Source organism: Providencia sp. PROV109, assembly GCF_033681625.1.
In the GTDB taxonomy this organism is placed as follows: domain Bacteria; phylum Pseudomonadota; class Gammaproteobacteria; order Enterobacterales; family Enterobacteriaceae; genus Providencia; species Providencia hangzhouensis.
In genome coordinates, this window is record NZ_CP096320.1 from 2302141 (window position 1) to 2318370 (window position 16230).

Below are 16230 nucleotides of genomic sequence, written 5' to 3' on the forward strand. Positions count from 1 at the left end.
TTTCACCGGAACAGATAATGAAAATCAAAACAGTGATAGCCATTAATATCGCAACAGGGTTATCTATTGGCAATATTACAAACTTAGTCTATGCACAACAAAGTGAAAACATCGGTTCTATTGTGGTAAATGATAAAGCGGCCACAATCAAAGAGCGTGATAGAAAAGGGGCGGATGACCAATATGATAAAGACGAATCAAATATTTACATTAGTAAAGAAGAAATTGATCGTTATAAAGGCACTAACCCCGCAGACACTATTAACCATGCGGTAGGGGTATATAGTGGAGATGCCCGTAATAGCGGGGCAATAGACCCCAATGTTCGGGGTATACAGGGGCAAGGGCGTGTCCCGGTGACTGTAGATGGTACAGAGCAAGCTATCACTGTTTGGCGTGGTTATAATGGGGCGAATAATCGTAATTATATCGACCCGAATATGATTAGTAGCATTAAGGTAATGAAAAGTGCAACACTAGACCGCAATGTGCGTACATCGACGGGGGGAGGAGTTGCCATAACAACGCTAGGCATTGATGACGTTGTGGATAAATACGACAAGTTTGGTTTTGATATTAAATTAGAAACATCGAGTAACTCGACAAAACCGAGGGTTAATCAATTAAGCCACGGTATAGATTACCGTGATGATAAGCGGCTATTGAATACGTTAGACATGCAGAAGTTTCGTGGGATTTATTTTAAAGATCACGAAATGCTTGTTGATCCTCGCAGTAAAGGTAACGCTAATTTCTTTAATCTGCAAGATAACGCAGCGCGTATTGCCGTTGGGACACGGCAAGAAAAGTTTGATTTGATGCTGGCATACAGCTATCGCAACCAAGGTAATTATTTTGCTGGACGCCGAGGGGCGGGTAAATTTTATGACGACATCATTACTTATGACCCTAATAACCCAAATAAAGTGATAGACCCATATATGCCCTTCGTAGCTAGGATTTATGGGCCAAATAAAGAGGTGGCGAATACATCAAATGAAATGTCGACATGGTTAGCTAAATTAAACATGATGCTACCTAATTCACAGGACTTATCCCTTGGTTATATGCATACATCAAGTCATTATGGCGAAATCATGCCATCGCAAATTCGGTATCATGATTTAGAGGGAAAAATTCCACAATGGCCTTTAGCTAACTTGGCGTTAAATACTTTTTACGCCAATTATTCGTTCAAACCTGAGTCCATTGGTTGGATTGATTTTCGATTAGGCTATTGGTTAACAAAAACGGATTTAAACTCAAATACCGCAGGTGGCCAACCTAGGGAACCAATGGAAAGGGATTGGAATTATGAATTTGGTCGAGATAAAAATGTAGCTAAAAATCCTGCTATCAATGGCACCTTAGTTGATGGGATTAAATTAAACCAACTTAACGATCGCTATGGTGTTTCATTATCCAATAAATTTCAAATTACACCTGAATTTAAAGTGACTTTAATGGGAAGCTTAATTGATGAAACCATTGGTAGTCGTGAAGATATCTTTAATTCGGATTCGACCCCAAAGGGTAACATGTTCCGAGCTATCCCTAGGGAAGGTAAACGTCGGGAATATAATGGGACTATTCGCTTTGATTGGCAGCCTACCGAATGGTTAAGTCTGAATGCGGGGGCTCAATATATTAGCTACTGGTCAAGGGATTTATTAAAAGAGAGACGCATTGCGGCTAAAGATATAAATTATGCACCTTATAGCCATATAACGGCGAGAAATTTCCTATTATCCCGTTTATTAAGTGCGGAAGAATACCAAACAATAAAACAGTATATTGATGATAAAGGGAATACATATAATGATATAAAAGGAAAAAGTTATGAGAGAAGAATTTTTATCGAGCAAGCATTAAACATGAAAAAGGATTCGTTATGTGATGTTGGATTAATAGGGAAAAAATTAGAATTTAGAATCACAGAAGTTAACCATGTAGTGAAATGGAAAGTGGATGAAAATAACCGATTTGTAGCTAAAAATAACCCATTTTATAATGGGGAGGTTGATTTAAAAGAAGAAAAAATAGACCCCGTCACCGGTTTAAAAGCCAAAAAATATCTCGTTGACCGCGATATTAATAACAGTCAAGATGAAGTGAAGTATTCCAATAAACAAAAATTTAAAGCACCGAAAAGAAATGAAGAATCAGCTTGGGCTCCGGCATTAGGGGCAACAATTTACTTAACAGAGAACGATCGAATATTTGGGCGTTATTTAGAAACCGTTAGGATGCCAAGTATCTTTGAAGACACTATTGGTTTTTCGGGGGGAAGAGAGCCGAATTACACGCCACCGGTTTATTTGCCAGAACGCAGCCATACGATAGAACTGGGATATGTGCGTAATTTCCAAGAACTGGTTGCGGCAGAAAATCATGCTGATTTACGTATAAATTACTACAATACCGTAGTCACAAATGCCTTTGATAGGAACGACAGGTTAGTCTTTACGCAGGTTGATAAACATAACACAGCTGGTTTGGAACTATTGGCACGTTATGATAATGGCTGGGTATTTGGTGACTTAGGTGTGGATTACCGTTTAAAAAATGAGGTTTGTGATGAAGTGTCATTGATGGTAATGGATCCCTATAACCAATTTGGTGGCTCAGAGTGTACAACAGCAGGGTTCCCTGGCGGCTATTTGCGTACTCAATTGCAACCTAAGTACAGCATTCATGCCAACCTAGGTTTGCGTTTCTTAGATGAACGTTTAGAAGTGGGTAGCCGCATGCGTTATCACAGCAAAGCAAAAAATGAAGATGAAGCGGAAATGATGGATAAATACCCGTACCAGTATGCGCCATTAAACAATGATCCAATGAGTTGGAATGCTGTTTTTACCGCTGATGCTTATGTTAATTATCAGTTTAATAAAGACCTATCATTTGAATTATTAGCCACAAACTTATTTGATGAATATTACATAGACCCATTAACCCGAAGCATGATGCCTGCACCGGGTAGGACTATACGTTTCAATGTAACAAGTCGCTTCTAAAAGGGATCCCCTTCGCTGATGCCGCTGTATTTTGGTATTGGCGAAGGGTTGTTAGGGATATTAAAATGCTTACTTTACGTTTTAATTTTGCTGTTATGGTTTCTTTATTATTCCATTTTGGCATCGTTTTTTATTGTTTAAGTATAGAAAAAACACGTTCTGCACAAATTTATACACCAATACAAGCAGCTATTGTTTCTGTTTCATTGATGCAAAATGTAATTGAAAAGCAAGTAAACGATACAATATTAAATAATAAGCTATCAGGGGGCTTACTTGCTGAATCACAACAAAATGAAAATGCAGTAATTAAAGTTGCTAATAAAAAAAGTTCACATAGCGATGAAAATAAAATTTCTGATGTTCAGAAAAAAATCATCAAACAGAAAGAGGAAAAACAAACTAATAAAAAGGTTACTCAACAGAAAGAGGCGCAACAAAAAAGTGAAAAAAATGATGATGTAAAACAAGAGCAGCATGTGGGGAAAAACGATAATCAATCTAATGCGGCAGGCCAGAAGGGAGCACAAAGGACGACCTCGGTAGGAAATGCAATAGATTCAACTTATCAAAGCTATATTGATAAATTACGTAGTGAAATTGAACGACATAAACGTTACCCAAGAAAAGCGAGAAATACCAATATCCAAGGAGTTGTAAAAGTAAGTTTTCAACTTTCCTCATTAGGGGAAATTACGATGGTACGCATAGCTAATTCCTCAACACATAATACGCTCGACCAAGCTGCGTTATCAGCTGTACAGAAAAGCCGCTCAGTAGGAGCACCGCCAGAAGGTTTAAAAAAACTGATAACAATGGAAATTAAATTTGAATTATAAAAGGAATAGGTTTTTACTTTAGTAGAATTATAGCGTAACCATTTGATTAATTGGGCCAAATCATAAAAAGTAAGCCGCAAGCTATTGCATGAAACAAAAGTTAGACAGCGGCTTTCTTTCACGAATTATTTTTCTGTTGTCGTTTTTATGTCGTCACCTTCTGGCAACGTAACGTTTAGTTCAAGAACAGAAATATCATCCCCTTTTTGCTCAAATTGCACTGATAACATCTCAGGGTCAACTTGGACATACTTACAGATAACCTGCAAAATATCTCTTTTCATATCTGCAAGATATGGGGGCTCGCTATCACCACGGCGGCGTTCTGCAACGATGATCTGTAATCGCTCTTTTGCGATATTCGCTGTCGTTTTTTTTCTCGACAGAAAGAAATCCAATAAAGCCATTATTTACCCCCCAAATAGGCGTTTTAAGAAACCTTTTTTCTCTTCTTCAATGAAACGGATAGGGCGATCTTCACCTAAAATACGTGCAACACAATCATCATAGGCTTGGCCTGCATCAGACTCTGTATCCAGAATAACGGGTTCGCCTTGGTTGGAAGAGCGCAGTACAGATTGGTCTTCAGGAATAACACCGATCAAAGGAATACGCAGAATTTCCAGAACATCTTCCATGCTTAGCATATCACCACGCGTTACACGGCCTGGGTTATAGCGTGTTAGCAATAGGTGTTCTTTAATTGGTGCTTCGCCTTTTTCTGCGCGGCGTGATTTTGACGCTAAAATACCCAAAATACGGTCTGAGTCGCGAACAGAAGAAACTTCTGGGTTGGTAGTAATAATAGCTTCGTCAGCAAAATATAGTGCCATTAAGGCGCCACTTTCAATACCTGCGGGGGAATCACAAACAATAAAATCAAAACCAAGATCGTCACTTAATTCGTCAAGAATTTTGCCAACGCCTTCACGAGTTAATGCGTCTTTATCGCGTGTTTGCGAAGCAGGTAAAATAAATAAATTCTCGGTGCGCTTATCTTTGATTAAAGCCTGATTAAGGGTTGCATCACCTTGGATAACGTTTACGAAGTCATAGACTACTCGACGTTCACACCCCATGATAAGGTCAAGGTTACGTAGGCCGATATCAAAATCGATCACTACAGTTTTGTTCCCTTTTTGTGCCAGGCCAGTAGCTATGGCCGCGCTTGAAGTGGTTTTACCAACGCCACCTTTACCTGAAGTCACTACAATTATGCGTGCCATGAATAATTCCTTGTAAATAAGGTCTAATTTAAATATTCGATGTTAAGTTTGTTATCAACTAAACAAAGTTTAGCTGCTTTGGCGAGAAATTCAGCAGGGATTTGATCGCTCAGCCAATATTCACCTGCAATTGAAACCAGCTCAGCTTGCAAATGAGTACAATAAATCTGACTTTCAATATCGCCGGAGGCTCCAGCTAATGCACGGCCTCGCATCACGCCATAAATATGGATATTACCATCTGCTAATAGTTCTGCACCTGCACTAACATTGCTTGTGACGATCAGATCACTATTTGGTGCATAAATACGTTGTCCAGAACGAACAGGGGTATTGATAATACGAGTTTTACGATATAAAGGTTCAGCTTGAACTACAGCAGCCGGGGGTTCAGGCTGAATTTCAACAGGTTTTTGGCTTTTACCTTCGCTTAATATTGGTAAACCCGCATCGTTTGCTTTTTGTCGCATTTGTGGGTCAGTGCACCCACTGATACCAACAATACGTAATCCCGCAGAAATAACAGATTTATGAATACTCTGTAAATCTGCATTTGGGGATAATTCAGCGATGTTAATCACGACAGGAGCATTTTTAAAGAAATCAGGAGCCTGATTTACTTTATCTTGCAGCGATTTTTTGATGAGTTTAGGCTCTTCACTGTATAAGTGAATAACTGAAAGAGTAAAACTGCTGCCTTTAAGTTCTATTGGCGATTGTGGCATCTATCCAGACTCAGCAAATTAAAATTTCCGAAACAATCCTCGGGTGAAGATATTCTGTAAAACAATAGCATGTTATAGTTACTGCATACTTCAAGCAAGCTAATGAACTAAGAAAAAGAGTTAAATATAATGATTTGTGCAATTTATAGAAGCCCTAAGCGTGACCAAACTTATCTTTATATTGAGAAGAAAGATGATTTTTCACGTGTTCCTGATGAATTATTAGCCCAATTTGGAACACCTCAATTTGCTATGCTCGTCTCATTAGATAAGCGTGAAAAGCTTGCCAATGCTGACTTGGCAAAGGTTAAATCTGATCTCATAGAGGTTGGTTATTACCTACAATTCCCACCTCCGGTGGAAAATTTGCTTTCAGAACACAAAGAACTGAATAACTAGAGCAAATTAAGAAAATCCTGAAAAGCAATAACACTCTGGAGGAGACGAATGAAACCAACGTTATTATATACATTAGTCGCTGGTTTGTTTTTAACAAGTTGTTCTGCAACGCAGAACGAATCAGTTGTTACTCAACCGATTACAGTAGAACAAAATGCGGCTATAGCCCAAGAAGTCGTTGCTTTAGACAAAGCATTCCCTATTGAACAACGTGAACCGTCACAATTTCCTGCTTATGTGGAATTACTGAAAGAACATGCTATTACTCAGGGGATTAAGCCAGACACCATTGAACGTGCTTTTGCTAATGTTGATTTTATTGAGCGTGTTGTGAAAGCAGATAAAGGCCAACCAGAGAAAAGGGCGACGGTTACATTAGCAAGCTATTTAAAAAATGTACTCCCACAATCACGTATCAATGCGGGCTATGACAAATATTTAGAAAACAAATCCATTCTAGATGCTATCAGTGATAAATATGGCGTTCCACCTCAGTTCATTGTTTCGTTATGGGGATTAGAAAGTGGTTTTGGACGTTCACAGGGTAAAGAGGATGTGGTTTCAGCACTTGCGACATTGTCTTTTGAGGGGCGAAGAGAAGCGCTTTTTAGCAAACAACTTTTAGCTGCGCTTGAGATAATGGATAAAGGCTATATTCCAGAAGATCAACAACTTAAAGGTTCATGGGCTGGTGCTATGGGCCAAAGTCAATTTATGCCAACCTCCTATTTGTCCTACGCAGCGGACGGTGATGGTGATGGAAAAATGGACATCTGGAATAATAAATCTGATGTATTTGCATCCATCGCTAATTATTTGTCAACAGAAGGTTGGCAAGCACAATTGCCATGGGGTTACCAAGTTAATTTACCTGCAGATTTTAATAAAACGTTGGAAGGCGTAAAAGCGGAACAAGGGAAATCTGTCAGTGAATGGCAGGAACTAGGTGTGGCATTACCTGCATTTGCTCAGTTACCTTCAGACGTAAAAACGTGGGTGGTTATCCCTGATGACCCTGAAGGCAGGGCATTTTTAGTGACTGAAAATTTCCGTACCATTATGCATTGGAACCGCTCATATTATTTTGCATTGAGCGTATGCATGATGGCAGATGGTATCGCTAATAAAATAAAATAACGATAATAGGAGTACTATTATGTATCAACATCGTGACTGGCAAGGTGCGTTACTTGATTTTCCTGCAAATAAAGTTGTTTGTGTTGGTAGTAATTATGCAAAGCATATAAAAGAAATGGGGTCTGCTACACCGGAAGAGCCCGTTATTTTTATTAAACCAGAAACTGCTTTGTGTGACATTACTCAATCAATTGTTATTCCAAAAGACTTTGGTTCTGTTCATCATGAAATTGAGATGGCAATTTTAATTGGTATGCCATTAAAAAATGCGGATGAAGACCGTGTATCGCGCTCTATCGCAGGTTATGCAGTTGCATTGGACTTAACCTTACGTGATTTACAAGCTAAATTTAAAAAAGCTGGTCAGCCATGGGAAAAAAGCAAATCATTTGACGGGTCATGCCCAATTTCGGGTTTTATTCCTGTCAGTAGCCCAAATGATTTACAAAATGTTCAGCTTTCTTTAGAAATTAATGGTGAAGTTCGCCAAGAGGGCTCGACGCGTGATATGATCACCCCAATTTTACCACTGATTAGCTATATGTCCCGTTTTTTCACATTGCGTGCAGGGGACGTTATTTTAACGGGAACACCTGAAGGTGTTGGTCCATTAGCTTCTGGTGATATGCTAAAATTATCAATTAATGATCACTCGCTGACTACTCGGGTTATTTAAGTATAGGATTAATAAGTATTATGTCGCAGTTCTGGCAAGTTAAAACTTTAGATGAAATGACAGATGAAGAGTGGGAATCTCTTTGTGATGGTTGTGGGCAGTGCTGTTTGCACAAGTTAATGGATGAAGATACTGATGAAATCTATTTCACTAATGTCGCTTGTAATCAGCTAAATCTAAAAACTTGCCAGTGTAAGCATTATGAAGACCGCTTCAGTTATGAAGCGGATTGCATAAAGCTTAATCGCTATAACTTAGAAACATTTGGATGGTTGCCAAGTACTTGTGCTTACCGCTTGTTATTAGAAGGTAAAACTCTCCCAGCTTGGCATCCATTAAAAACAGGGTCCAAAGCGGCTATGCATAATGAAGGTGTGTCCGTTCGCCATATTGCTGTCAGAGAAATTGATGTGGTGGACTGGGAAGAACACATAATGAATAGGCCTATGGGTAAGGGATAGTAATAAATCCTCAATATACAATAAATTATTATGGAAATTTCGTTACTAACAGTAGGCTTAGCTGCCATTCTAAATATTGCTATTTTGCCTGCGATGATTTCTTTTTTTGAAAAATTTAGCCAAGCTGCATTGATGATGTTTTATACGTTTTAATCAATGTATTATAGTGCTTTGAATAAAAGTAGACAGTAATAATCATCATGTTAAAACTGGGTGTGATTATTTATCCTATTAATAATAAGAATACTTATAGTTAATACTTCATATTACATCTAATTACGAGTTTTTCTGACTTAAAACTTTAAGTGCATAAAAAATTATCTTTATAATTGATCATTAACCAGTATTTTCCCGCTATGGCTTAAATTACAATATTTTTTATTTAAGAAAATATTGTAATTTGTGACCTCTCATTTTGCCTTTCTCAAGATACTTCGCTAATCTATTTTTAGTAAATACAAATGTAGGGGGATGGAAATGAAAACATTCGGTGTGGTACTCACAATTATTGGCCTCGTTACTGCGATTATTTCTTACAATATGGATGTAAGCATTCCTATTGTTTATGGGGAAAGTGTGAAAGATATGGGCCTGGCATTTGATAGACAGAATTATATTATTGGTAGTTTGTTAGTCGCATTTTGTGGTGTTTTAATTGTCCTATTTGACAATAAAAGACGGAAGTAAAATAGGCTTTATGGCTTACAAATAGATATATAGTCATAAAATGTTAGCTAGTATTATTTGATATAATCCAGATATTGATAGATATAAGTAAGATGCCAATAATTACTCTTAGAGGTAAACATGGCAGGCTGACAGTTGAAATTTTAAGTAATAATGCTGATAGACTAAAGTAATTTATTGACTGTTGCTGATGAAGTTTTGAACATTAAATGCGATGTTGCTTTATTTATGAATAAAAACCAGTTTATATTAGTTTCATTCCGTTATAATAAACAAACATTCCAAACTGACTTAAAAAATATTTCTTATGAAGAAAGTACTTGTATTAGCTAGTTTAGTGCTCATTTCTGGATGTGTTTCCAATAAAACCGAAATAGAGCCTAAGGCTGTAGGCATGGCAAATCCAGCATCAGTATATTGCGAACAAATTGGAGGGACTCTGGAAATTGTAGATACAGCACAAGGGCAGGTAGGTTACTGTATTTTACCATCAGGTGAAAAAGTTGAGGAATGGGCTCTATACCGTCAGAAAAAACACTAATCAATCATTCACTTCTTGATTACCACAGCAAAAATCTTTTGCAAGATTTTTGCTGTGGCTCCAATCTAACAATATTTCTATTTTAGATTAATCATTTCTTGAAATTAGCCGATATTACTACCTGCAATATATGTGCTTTTATCAGCTGATCAACTAGATACCTATGTTTATGTACACATGAAATTCTTCGTAGACACATTATGCGGGGAGTTCCCATATTTTGATGGCCTTATATGGATTTTGTAAAGGTGTCATCATATTTTTATGGCAAATTATTGATATAAAATATTTTTATCCATTAATGTCTCATAATCGATAATTTATGGTACTAAAATAGAAACAGCTACCTTATGTTATGTAATTGCTAAATAAATTAGGCTTATTAGAGCGATTGATTTACTAAAACGGCGCTAAACTGTCCGTGAATAGAAAAATAATAGGCAGATAAAGCGTCTTTTATCGATGGCTTTTTGGTTTAGATCACACTTTAACACTCATAGTGAGTGATTTAGGAATATTCTTAATGTTAAAGTTTGCCGTATAGATCACATTTTCATAGAGTGTTCGTTTTAAGAAAATACTCTTATTTTCATATGGTTAGAAAATGAGAAAATTGACATAACACAGGCTATAGTTTGTTCAGTTAATCATGTTTTCTTATTCTATATCAAAAATAATGATAATTTTTTTTAACATAGGTTCGGCTAAATGATTTGATATTCTATTTTTTACTTCAATAAGAAGTTGAATGAATAAAGGATTATATTGCGATTTTATCACTATTTCTTCTTTCATATTTATTTCCATCACTCCATTTATTTTTTAATTTAGATTAAAATCGATATTTACCTCGCTTAAAAGCATATTTTAAAATTATAATAATGACTAAAGTTGATTGTTGATATAAAAGAATATCTATACACTCATAATGAGTGAAATTGATATTCAAGCATAATAATTCGGAATTCAATATTTTTAATTGTTTGGAGTGACATATCTTTACAGATCAACAATCATTAATTTAATTAATGATTTTGCCCTATTCAGATACTCTATAATGGATTAATTTTATAGTGACAATGTGAGATAAAGTGTCAAAATGTAAATGAAAATATATATTAAATCTAAATATAATGATTTTTGTTGGTTTTTAATCTTATATTTAAAAAAATTAGACATTAAAAACTAAATGTTAGGCTTTTCACGAGTAAATTAGTGAATATTGAAAATCAAAATACCCAATCAATGCCTGTCATTTAATAGTTTTTAACTATCAAAAAATAAATTAGCGATGAAAAAAACGATTTGATAAAACTTAAGTTATTATGTATCCTCTCTTCGAAATCATATAGAGCATATGGTTATAAATTCTAAATAGGACTAATTAAGAAATATATTTATTTGCATTAAACGAATGGTTCAAAGTGAAACATAAGCCATAAGTCATACTCCATGTATGATTCGGCTTTTGTTTGTATTTTTTACCTAACAATAAAACAAAAACTTAATCAGTTCTTTTTAATGTAAAAAATAATTACCCTCATATTAGGAAATGAAAATGAAGAAAGTACTACTGACTGCAGTTGCAACAACTATTATTGGGTTATCAACAGCTAACGCTGCAAGCACCAACGTTGGTGGCGGCCAAGTTAACTTTCACGGTAAAGTAACGGATGTTTCTTGTACTGTTTCTGTTGATGGACAAGGTAGTGATGCTAGTGTTTACTTAGCACCAGTATCATTAACAGAAGTACGTGACGGTGGTGCAGATGCATTGTTAAAGCCAAAATCTTTTGTTATTGATGTAACAAACTGTGTTGCAGCAGATGTTAAAGATGTTGCTAATGACTCGGCTATTGATAAAACATTATTAAACGTTAACTGGACTGGTGGTAACTTACTGCAAGGTGCATCAGGTAATTCAGAAGGCTACTTAGCAAATACTGAAACTACAGGTGCTAAAAATATTCAATTAGCACTTTCAACTGATGATAACTCTGACTTGTCAGGTAAAATTATTCCTGGCAATCCATCTCAGAAAAAAGTTAAAGGTGATTTGACTAAAGTTGAAAATGGGGCTCGTTTCCAATATTACGTTGGTTACGCAACTTCTACACCTAAAGATGTAACAACAGGTGAAGTTAAAAGTTATGCAACTTATGAAATCACTTACCAATAATAACTTAATAAGCTAATTTCTTATTAGTTTTAGTTACGTAAGTAATCTTTAAATATTAACTTAATCAGCTTTACTATGATAAGCGGTAGGTATACTTCCGCTTTTATTTTGAGGATCAAATGAAAGCAATAGTATTTATCTTCTGCTTCATTTTCAGTACGCATTCATTTGCTAATAATATTATCGTTAATGGTACACGGTTTATTTATCCTGGAAATGAAAAAGAAATTACCGTGCAATTAAATAACACTGCCGACCGTCCTGCAATTGCACAGGCGTGGCTTGATACAGGTGATGCGTCAGAAACACCGGATACGATAAAAACACCATTTCAGATTACACCGCCAATCTCTCGTGTAGAAGCTAAAGGTGGACAAACTTTACGAATTAAATTAATGGATAAAGGAAGCATTCCTCAGGATCGCGAAAGCTTATGGTGGTTGAATATATTAGATATTCCCCCTATGGCTAAAGCTAAAGAAGGCGATAGTCAGAATGTATTGCAATTAGCGATCCGCTCTAGATTTAAATTCTTTTATCGGCCAACAGGCCTGAGTAGCCGTGAATTAGCGCCAGAGCAACTTGTTATAAAAGCAAATGGGAAGAGTATTATTATAGATAATCCGACACCTTATTATATTACTATTACAAAAATTTCAACGGATGGTAAATCTGGGTTGAATGAAAAAACAATTTTATTAGAACCGAAATCTCAAATGATAGTTGAATTAAAACAAGTCGTAAGGTCAGGAAGTCATATCGTAATTAATAATATTAATGATTATGGTTCAGATATTTCGGTGAAAACCACCGTTAAATAGGAATATATAATGAAACAGCGAGAGTTAATAAATAAATATAGCAATACGCTCTCTGTGACTTGCTTTGTCACTGCATGCATAGTGCCTACGTTTTATGCTTGGGGTGAAGAAGATACAACCTATGAATTTAATAGTGGTTTTATTATAGGTAGTAAAGAAGATGTTGATTTAACACGTTTCAATTCTTCAGGGATTAGTCCCGGAAAATATTCAGTTGACGTATATACAAATAACAATTGGAAGGGACGCTACGACCTTAATTTTGAAGAAGAGAAAAGTGGTCAATTAGTAGTCTGTTATACACCACAAATGCTATCTGATTTTGGTATTAATATTGAAAAACTAAACCCTACAGTTAGTAAAGATAGTAATGCTTGTTTACCATTAAAAGACTGGAATGACCAAAAAGACGTCGTTGATACATTTCATTCTTCTACATTGCGTTTAGATATTTCTGTTCCGCAAATATATGAACAGAGAATTTCCCGTGGTTATGTTTCTCCCCAATTTTGGGAAACGGGAATTCCTGCACTAAATATCGGTTATATGGCTAACTATTATGATAACCATACTAGTGGTTCAAAAGGAACTAATAACGCCAGTGCTTATTTGGGACTGAATGCTGGTTTAAGCTTTGATGGATGGTTGCTTAAACATATTGGAAATCTTAACTGGCAACGTCACGATGGAACGAATTGGAATAGTAATCAAACATATCTGCAGAAACCAATAACCGAACTAAAGTCAAAAGCGACAGCAGGACAGTTTTATACAGATGGTGATCTCTTTGACAGTATTAGTTTACGAGGCGCAAAAATAGCAACAGATGACAATATGTATCCTGATGGAATGTCAACATACGCGCCTGAGATTAGGGGAATAGCACAAAGTAATGCTTTAGTAACGGTAACGCAAAATAATTCTATTATTTATCAAACAACAGTTGCGCCAGGACCTTTCAGCTTAACGGATGTCTATCCATCAGGTTACGGAAATGATTTAGTTGTAACGGTAAAAGAAGCTGATGGAAGTGAAAGCAGCTTTAGCGTGCCATATTCTTCATTAGCACAGTTATTACGTCCTGGTTTTACACGTTATCAAGTTTCTGGTGGTAAAGCGGATGCGGATGGACTGAGAAATCGTCCATTTATTATGCAGGGTACTATTCAGCATGGTTTAAATAATACATTTACGCTATATGGCGGCGTCACTGCATTTGATGATTATCAAGCCTACTTAGTAGGTACTGGTGTTAACACAGGGTTTGGTGCAATTGCTGTAGATTTAACTCAGTCGAGAACGGCATTCAAATATAAAACAGAAAATGGGCAAAGCTACCGTTTAACTTTTAGTCGTTTATTTACTCAAACTGATACTAACTTAGTGCTAGCTGCTTATAGGTATTCAACGAAGGATTACTATAACGTCAGCAATGCATTATATGCGATAGATAATGATAAGCGTGGCGTAGAGAATACTTTAGGACGTGAGAAAAATGGTTTCAGCTATACAGTAAATCAAAATCTTCCTGATGGTTACGGTGGGATTTATTTTACGGGACGTATTTCTAATTATTGGGATAAGTCGGGGACAGAAAAGCAATATCAATTAAGTTATAACAATAACTTTAACCGTCTTTCTTATGGTGTCGCATTTATGAGAGTTTATGCAGATAATACGAATAATAAAAAAGATGATCGCATTAACATAAACTTTAGTTACCCACTGTATTTTGGCGAAAGTCAGAGTGCAACACTGACCTCAAATACGACATTCAATAATGAAAAATTTGGCTCTAGCCAAATCGGTGCGAGTGGTGCATTCGATAGGGATAATAATTGGACTTATGGCGTAAATACCTCTGTTGCAAACGGTGGACAGAAGAATATTGGTTTGAACACAGGTTACCGTACACCATTTGTTAATACGAATGCGAATTATAGCCAAGGTCAGGGATATCGTCAGTTCGGTCTTGGCGCAAATGGTTCGGTTATTGTGCATTCTGAGGGCGTAACATTAACACCGAATACTTCAACAACGATAGCTCTGATCGAAGCGAAAGGAGCGGAAGGCGCATCAATCATGGGTGCACCTGGAACTCGTATCGATGGAAATGGTTATGCTGTTGCTCCTTATGTTAGGGCTTATCGTATTAATAATGTAGAAATTGATCCGAAAGGAAGTCCTGAAGATATTGTTTTTGAAAATACGGCCACACAAGTTGTTCCTTATGAAGGAAGTATCGTTAAGGTTAAATTTAGTACTAAAGTCGAAAAAAATATTGCATTTAATGTTGTAAGGCCTGGAAATAAACCATTGCCATTTGGGGCTAACGTTACTGATATAAATGGTGAATCCATAGGTATCGTTGGTCAAGGTGGAACCGTATTTATTAGTAGTGAAACTGCAAACGTTGCAATTATAAAATGGGATAATGGGCAGTGTTCATTTTCTTTAGAAGCTAGCAATAGTAAGGAAATTTTATGTCAATAACGAAACAAATTCGCTTGTATATCGGAGTTGGTGTGTTTCTTACCGCTAGTTACGTTTCTGCGTATTGTGATAGAACCTCAACTCGGACATATGTATTAAATATGCAGATGGGGAGGGTCGTGGTAGACCCTAACTTAAAGGTTGGGGATACTATTGCGGAGCAAACTTGGGATATGCGGGAAAATTCAAGTGCAATATATGCATATTGTACAAGAAATACACCGATAACGGCTTCGGTTACTATGCCAAGTTTAGTTCCAGTAGGAAATAAGGTTTACCAGACAAACGTTCCTGGAATTGGTATGAAATTCCACCGTGAAGGTGCAGTGAGAATGACGTATCCGGATACATTTTATGCCCCTAGATCAAGTAATTATTATCTTGCGGGATCAAAGTTTATTTTAACTTTAGTGAAAACCGCTCCTGTTACAGGCTCAGGAACTATAGCTAGTGGCCTTTATACATCTTATGGGTACATTCCAAATAATAACCCATTTTTGATCACTAAATTAGATGCTGAAGCGATAACAATAGTTTCTCCGTCTTGTCAAATTGAAGGGGGAAGCGAAAAAAATGTTTATCTTGATCCAATTAAACGTTCACAATTAAATGGTATTGGAACAACGGCAGGTGAAAAAGATTTTGATATTCGCTTAATATGCAGCGGTGGTGTCAGTATTTCTGGTTTTGCAAATGTTAATATGACTTTTAGTGGTGATATTCCAAAAAACATGAATAATCGACAAGGTGTTTTGGTTAATCAAAATAAATCCACCAGTGGAGCTGCGGGAGTTGGTATACAAGTTTTAGAGCGTAAGACTAATAAATCACTTATGTTTAATGAAAAATATAAAGTTGGAAATTTAGTTGACCGGCAAACAAAATATCTTGACTTAAATTATAAAGCTCGTTATTACCAGTATGAACGAACAATCTCTGCTGGAGAAGTGAATTCTAAAATGGTTTTCAATATTACCTATGATTAAAATATTATATATAAAATTTATTGCTAAAACCATTAGTTAATTT

General features: G+C 36.2%; 17 protein-coding genes. 13 read left to right on the forward strand and 4 right to left on the reverse strand.

Going from position 1 to position 16230, the window contains the following annotated elements; genetic code table 11:
• The first annotated feature begins 17 nt into the window (after positions 1–17).
• Together M1F25_RS10640 and M1F25_RS10645 are read left to right on the forward strand one after the other, a co-directional pair.
• Positions 18–3017, forward strand: coding sequence for a TonB-dependent receptor domain-containing protein (locus tag M1F25_RS10640; protein ID WP_181489659.1), 3000 nt, complete (start codon positions 18–20; stop codon positions 3015–3017).
• A gap of 65 nt (positions 3018–3082) precedes the next feature.
• Positions 3083–3856 carry an energy transducer TonB gene (locus tag M1F25_RS10645; RefSeq protein WP_181489660.1) on the forward strand — a complete coding sequence of 258 codons (774 nt, stop codon included), beginning with the start codon at positions 3083–3085 and terminating at the stop codon, positions 3854–3856.
• A 125-nt stretch (positions 3857–3981) separates the two neighbouring features.
• Here the strand turns inward: M1F25_RS10645 and minE are convergent, their stop codons facing one another.
• From minE to minC, 3 genes are read right to left on the reverse strand one after another with little or no spacing between them, the layout of a single operon-like run.
• Positions 3982–4263: a cell division topological specificity factor MinE gene (gene minE, locus M1F25_RS10650; protein WP_004254951.1), complete on the reverse strand. Its 282-nt coding sequence runs from the start codon at positions 4261–4263 to the stop codon at positions 3982–3984.
• Positions 4264–4266: 3 nt separating this feature from the next.
• Positions 4267–5082 (reverse strand): septum site-determining protein MinD, encoded by an 816-nt coding sequence (minD, locus tag M1F25_RS10655; protein ID WP_004254944.1) that lies wholly within the window; start codon positions 5080–5082, stop codon positions 4267–4269.
• Between the two features lie 23 nt (positions 5083–5105).
• The gene (gene minC, locus M1F25_RS10660) at positions 5106–5807 is read right to left on the reverse strand and encodes a septum site-determining protein MinC (protein ID WP_094963083.1); all 702 of its coding nucleotides are present in this window, start codon (positions 5805–5807) and stop codon (positions 5106–5108) included.
• 129 nt (positions 5808–5936) lie between these two features.
• On the opposite strand from minC, the gene M1F25_RS10665 reads away from it, so the two are divergent.
• The 7 genes from M1F25_RS10665 (at position 5937) to M1F25_RS10695 (ending at position 9708) form a co-directional block, all read left to right on the forward strand.
• Complete coding sequence (locus tag M1F25_RS10665; protein WP_004254941.1) at positions 5937–6206, forward strand: YcgL domain-containing protein; 270 nt, start codon at positions 5937–5939, stop codon at positions 6204–6206.
• A 48-nt stretch (positions 6207–6254) separates the two neighbouring features.
• Positions 6255–7343, forward strand: coding sequence for a lytic transglycosylase domain-containing protein (locus M1F25_RS10670; RefSeq protein ID WP_181489661.1), 1089 nt, complete (start codon positions 6255–6257; stop codon positions 7341–7343).
• Between the two features lie 19 nt (positions 7344–7362).
• Entirely contained in the window at positions 7363–8019 is a 657-nt protein-coding gene (locus M1F25_RS10675; RefSeq protein ID WP_094963081.1) for a fumarylacetoacetate hydrolase family protein, read from the forward strand.
• A gap of 20 nt (positions 8020–8039) precedes the next feature.
• A complete protein-coding gene (locus M1F25_RS10680) occupies positions 8040–8480 on the forward strand; it encodes a YcgN family cysteine cluster protein (protein WP_004254930.1) in 441 nt (146 codons plus the stop codon).
• 30 nt (positions 8481–8510) lie between these two features.
• On the forward strand, positions 8511–8633 hold the full coding sequence (locus tag M1F25_RS10685) for a hypothetical protein (RefSeq protein WP_004254926.1): 123 nt from the start codon (positions 8511–8513) through the stop codon (positions 8631–8633).
• 324 nt (positions 8634–8957) lie between these two features.
• Positions 8958–9167: a hypothetical protein gene (locus M1F25_RS10690; protein ID WP_094963080.1), complete on the forward strand. Its 210-nt coding sequence runs from the start codon at positions 8958–8960 to the stop codon at positions 9165–9167.
• A gap of 307 nt (positions 9168–9474) precedes the next feature.
• A complete protein-coding gene (locus tag M1F25_RS10695; protein WP_094963079.1) occupies positions 9475–9708 on the forward strand; it encodes a DUF333 domain-containing protein in 234 nt (77 codons plus the stop codon).
• Between the two features lie 657 nt (positions 9709–10365).
• On the opposite strand, the gene M1F25_RS10700 is transcribed toward M1F25_RS10695, so the two are convergent.
• Complete coding sequence (locus M1F25_RS10700; RefSeq protein WP_161595406.1) at positions 10366–10503, reverse strand: hypothetical protein; 138 nt, start codon at positions 10501–10503, stop codon at positions 10366–10368.
• A gap of 763 nt (positions 10504–11266) precedes the next feature.
• Here M1F25_RS10700 and M1F25_RS10705 point away from each other — a divergent pair.
• From M1F25_RS10705 to M1F25_RS10720, 4 genes are all read left to right on the forward strand, one after another.
• Positions 11267–11887, forward strand: coding sequence for a fimbrial protein (locus M1F25_RS10705; protein WP_181489662.1), 621 nt, complete (start codon positions 11267–11269; stop codon positions 11885–11887).
• 119 nt (positions 11888–12006) lie between these two features.
• On the forward strand, positions 12007–12708 hold the full coding sequence (locus M1F25_RS10710) for a molecular chaperone (RefSeq protein ID WP_004254911.1): 702 nt from the start codon (positions 12007–12009) through the stop codon (positions 12706–12708).
• A 9-nt stretch (positions 12709–12717) separates the two neighbouring features.
• Positions 12718–15201 carry a fimbria/pilus outer membrane usher protein gene (locus M1F25_RS10715; RefSeq protein ID WP_096863700.1) on the forward strand — a complete coding sequence of 828 codons (2484 nt, stop codon included), beginning with the start codon at positions 12718–12720 and terminating at the stop codon, positions 15199–15201.
• Complete coding sequence (locus tag M1F25_RS10720) at positions 15192–16187, forward strand: fimbrial protein (protein WP_096863701.1); 996 nt, start codon at positions 15192–15194, stop codon at positions 16185–16187. The genes M1F25_RS10715 and M1F25_RS10720 overlap by 10 nt, the downstream gene beginning before the upstream one ends.
• Positions 16188–16230: the final 43 nt, after the last annotated feature.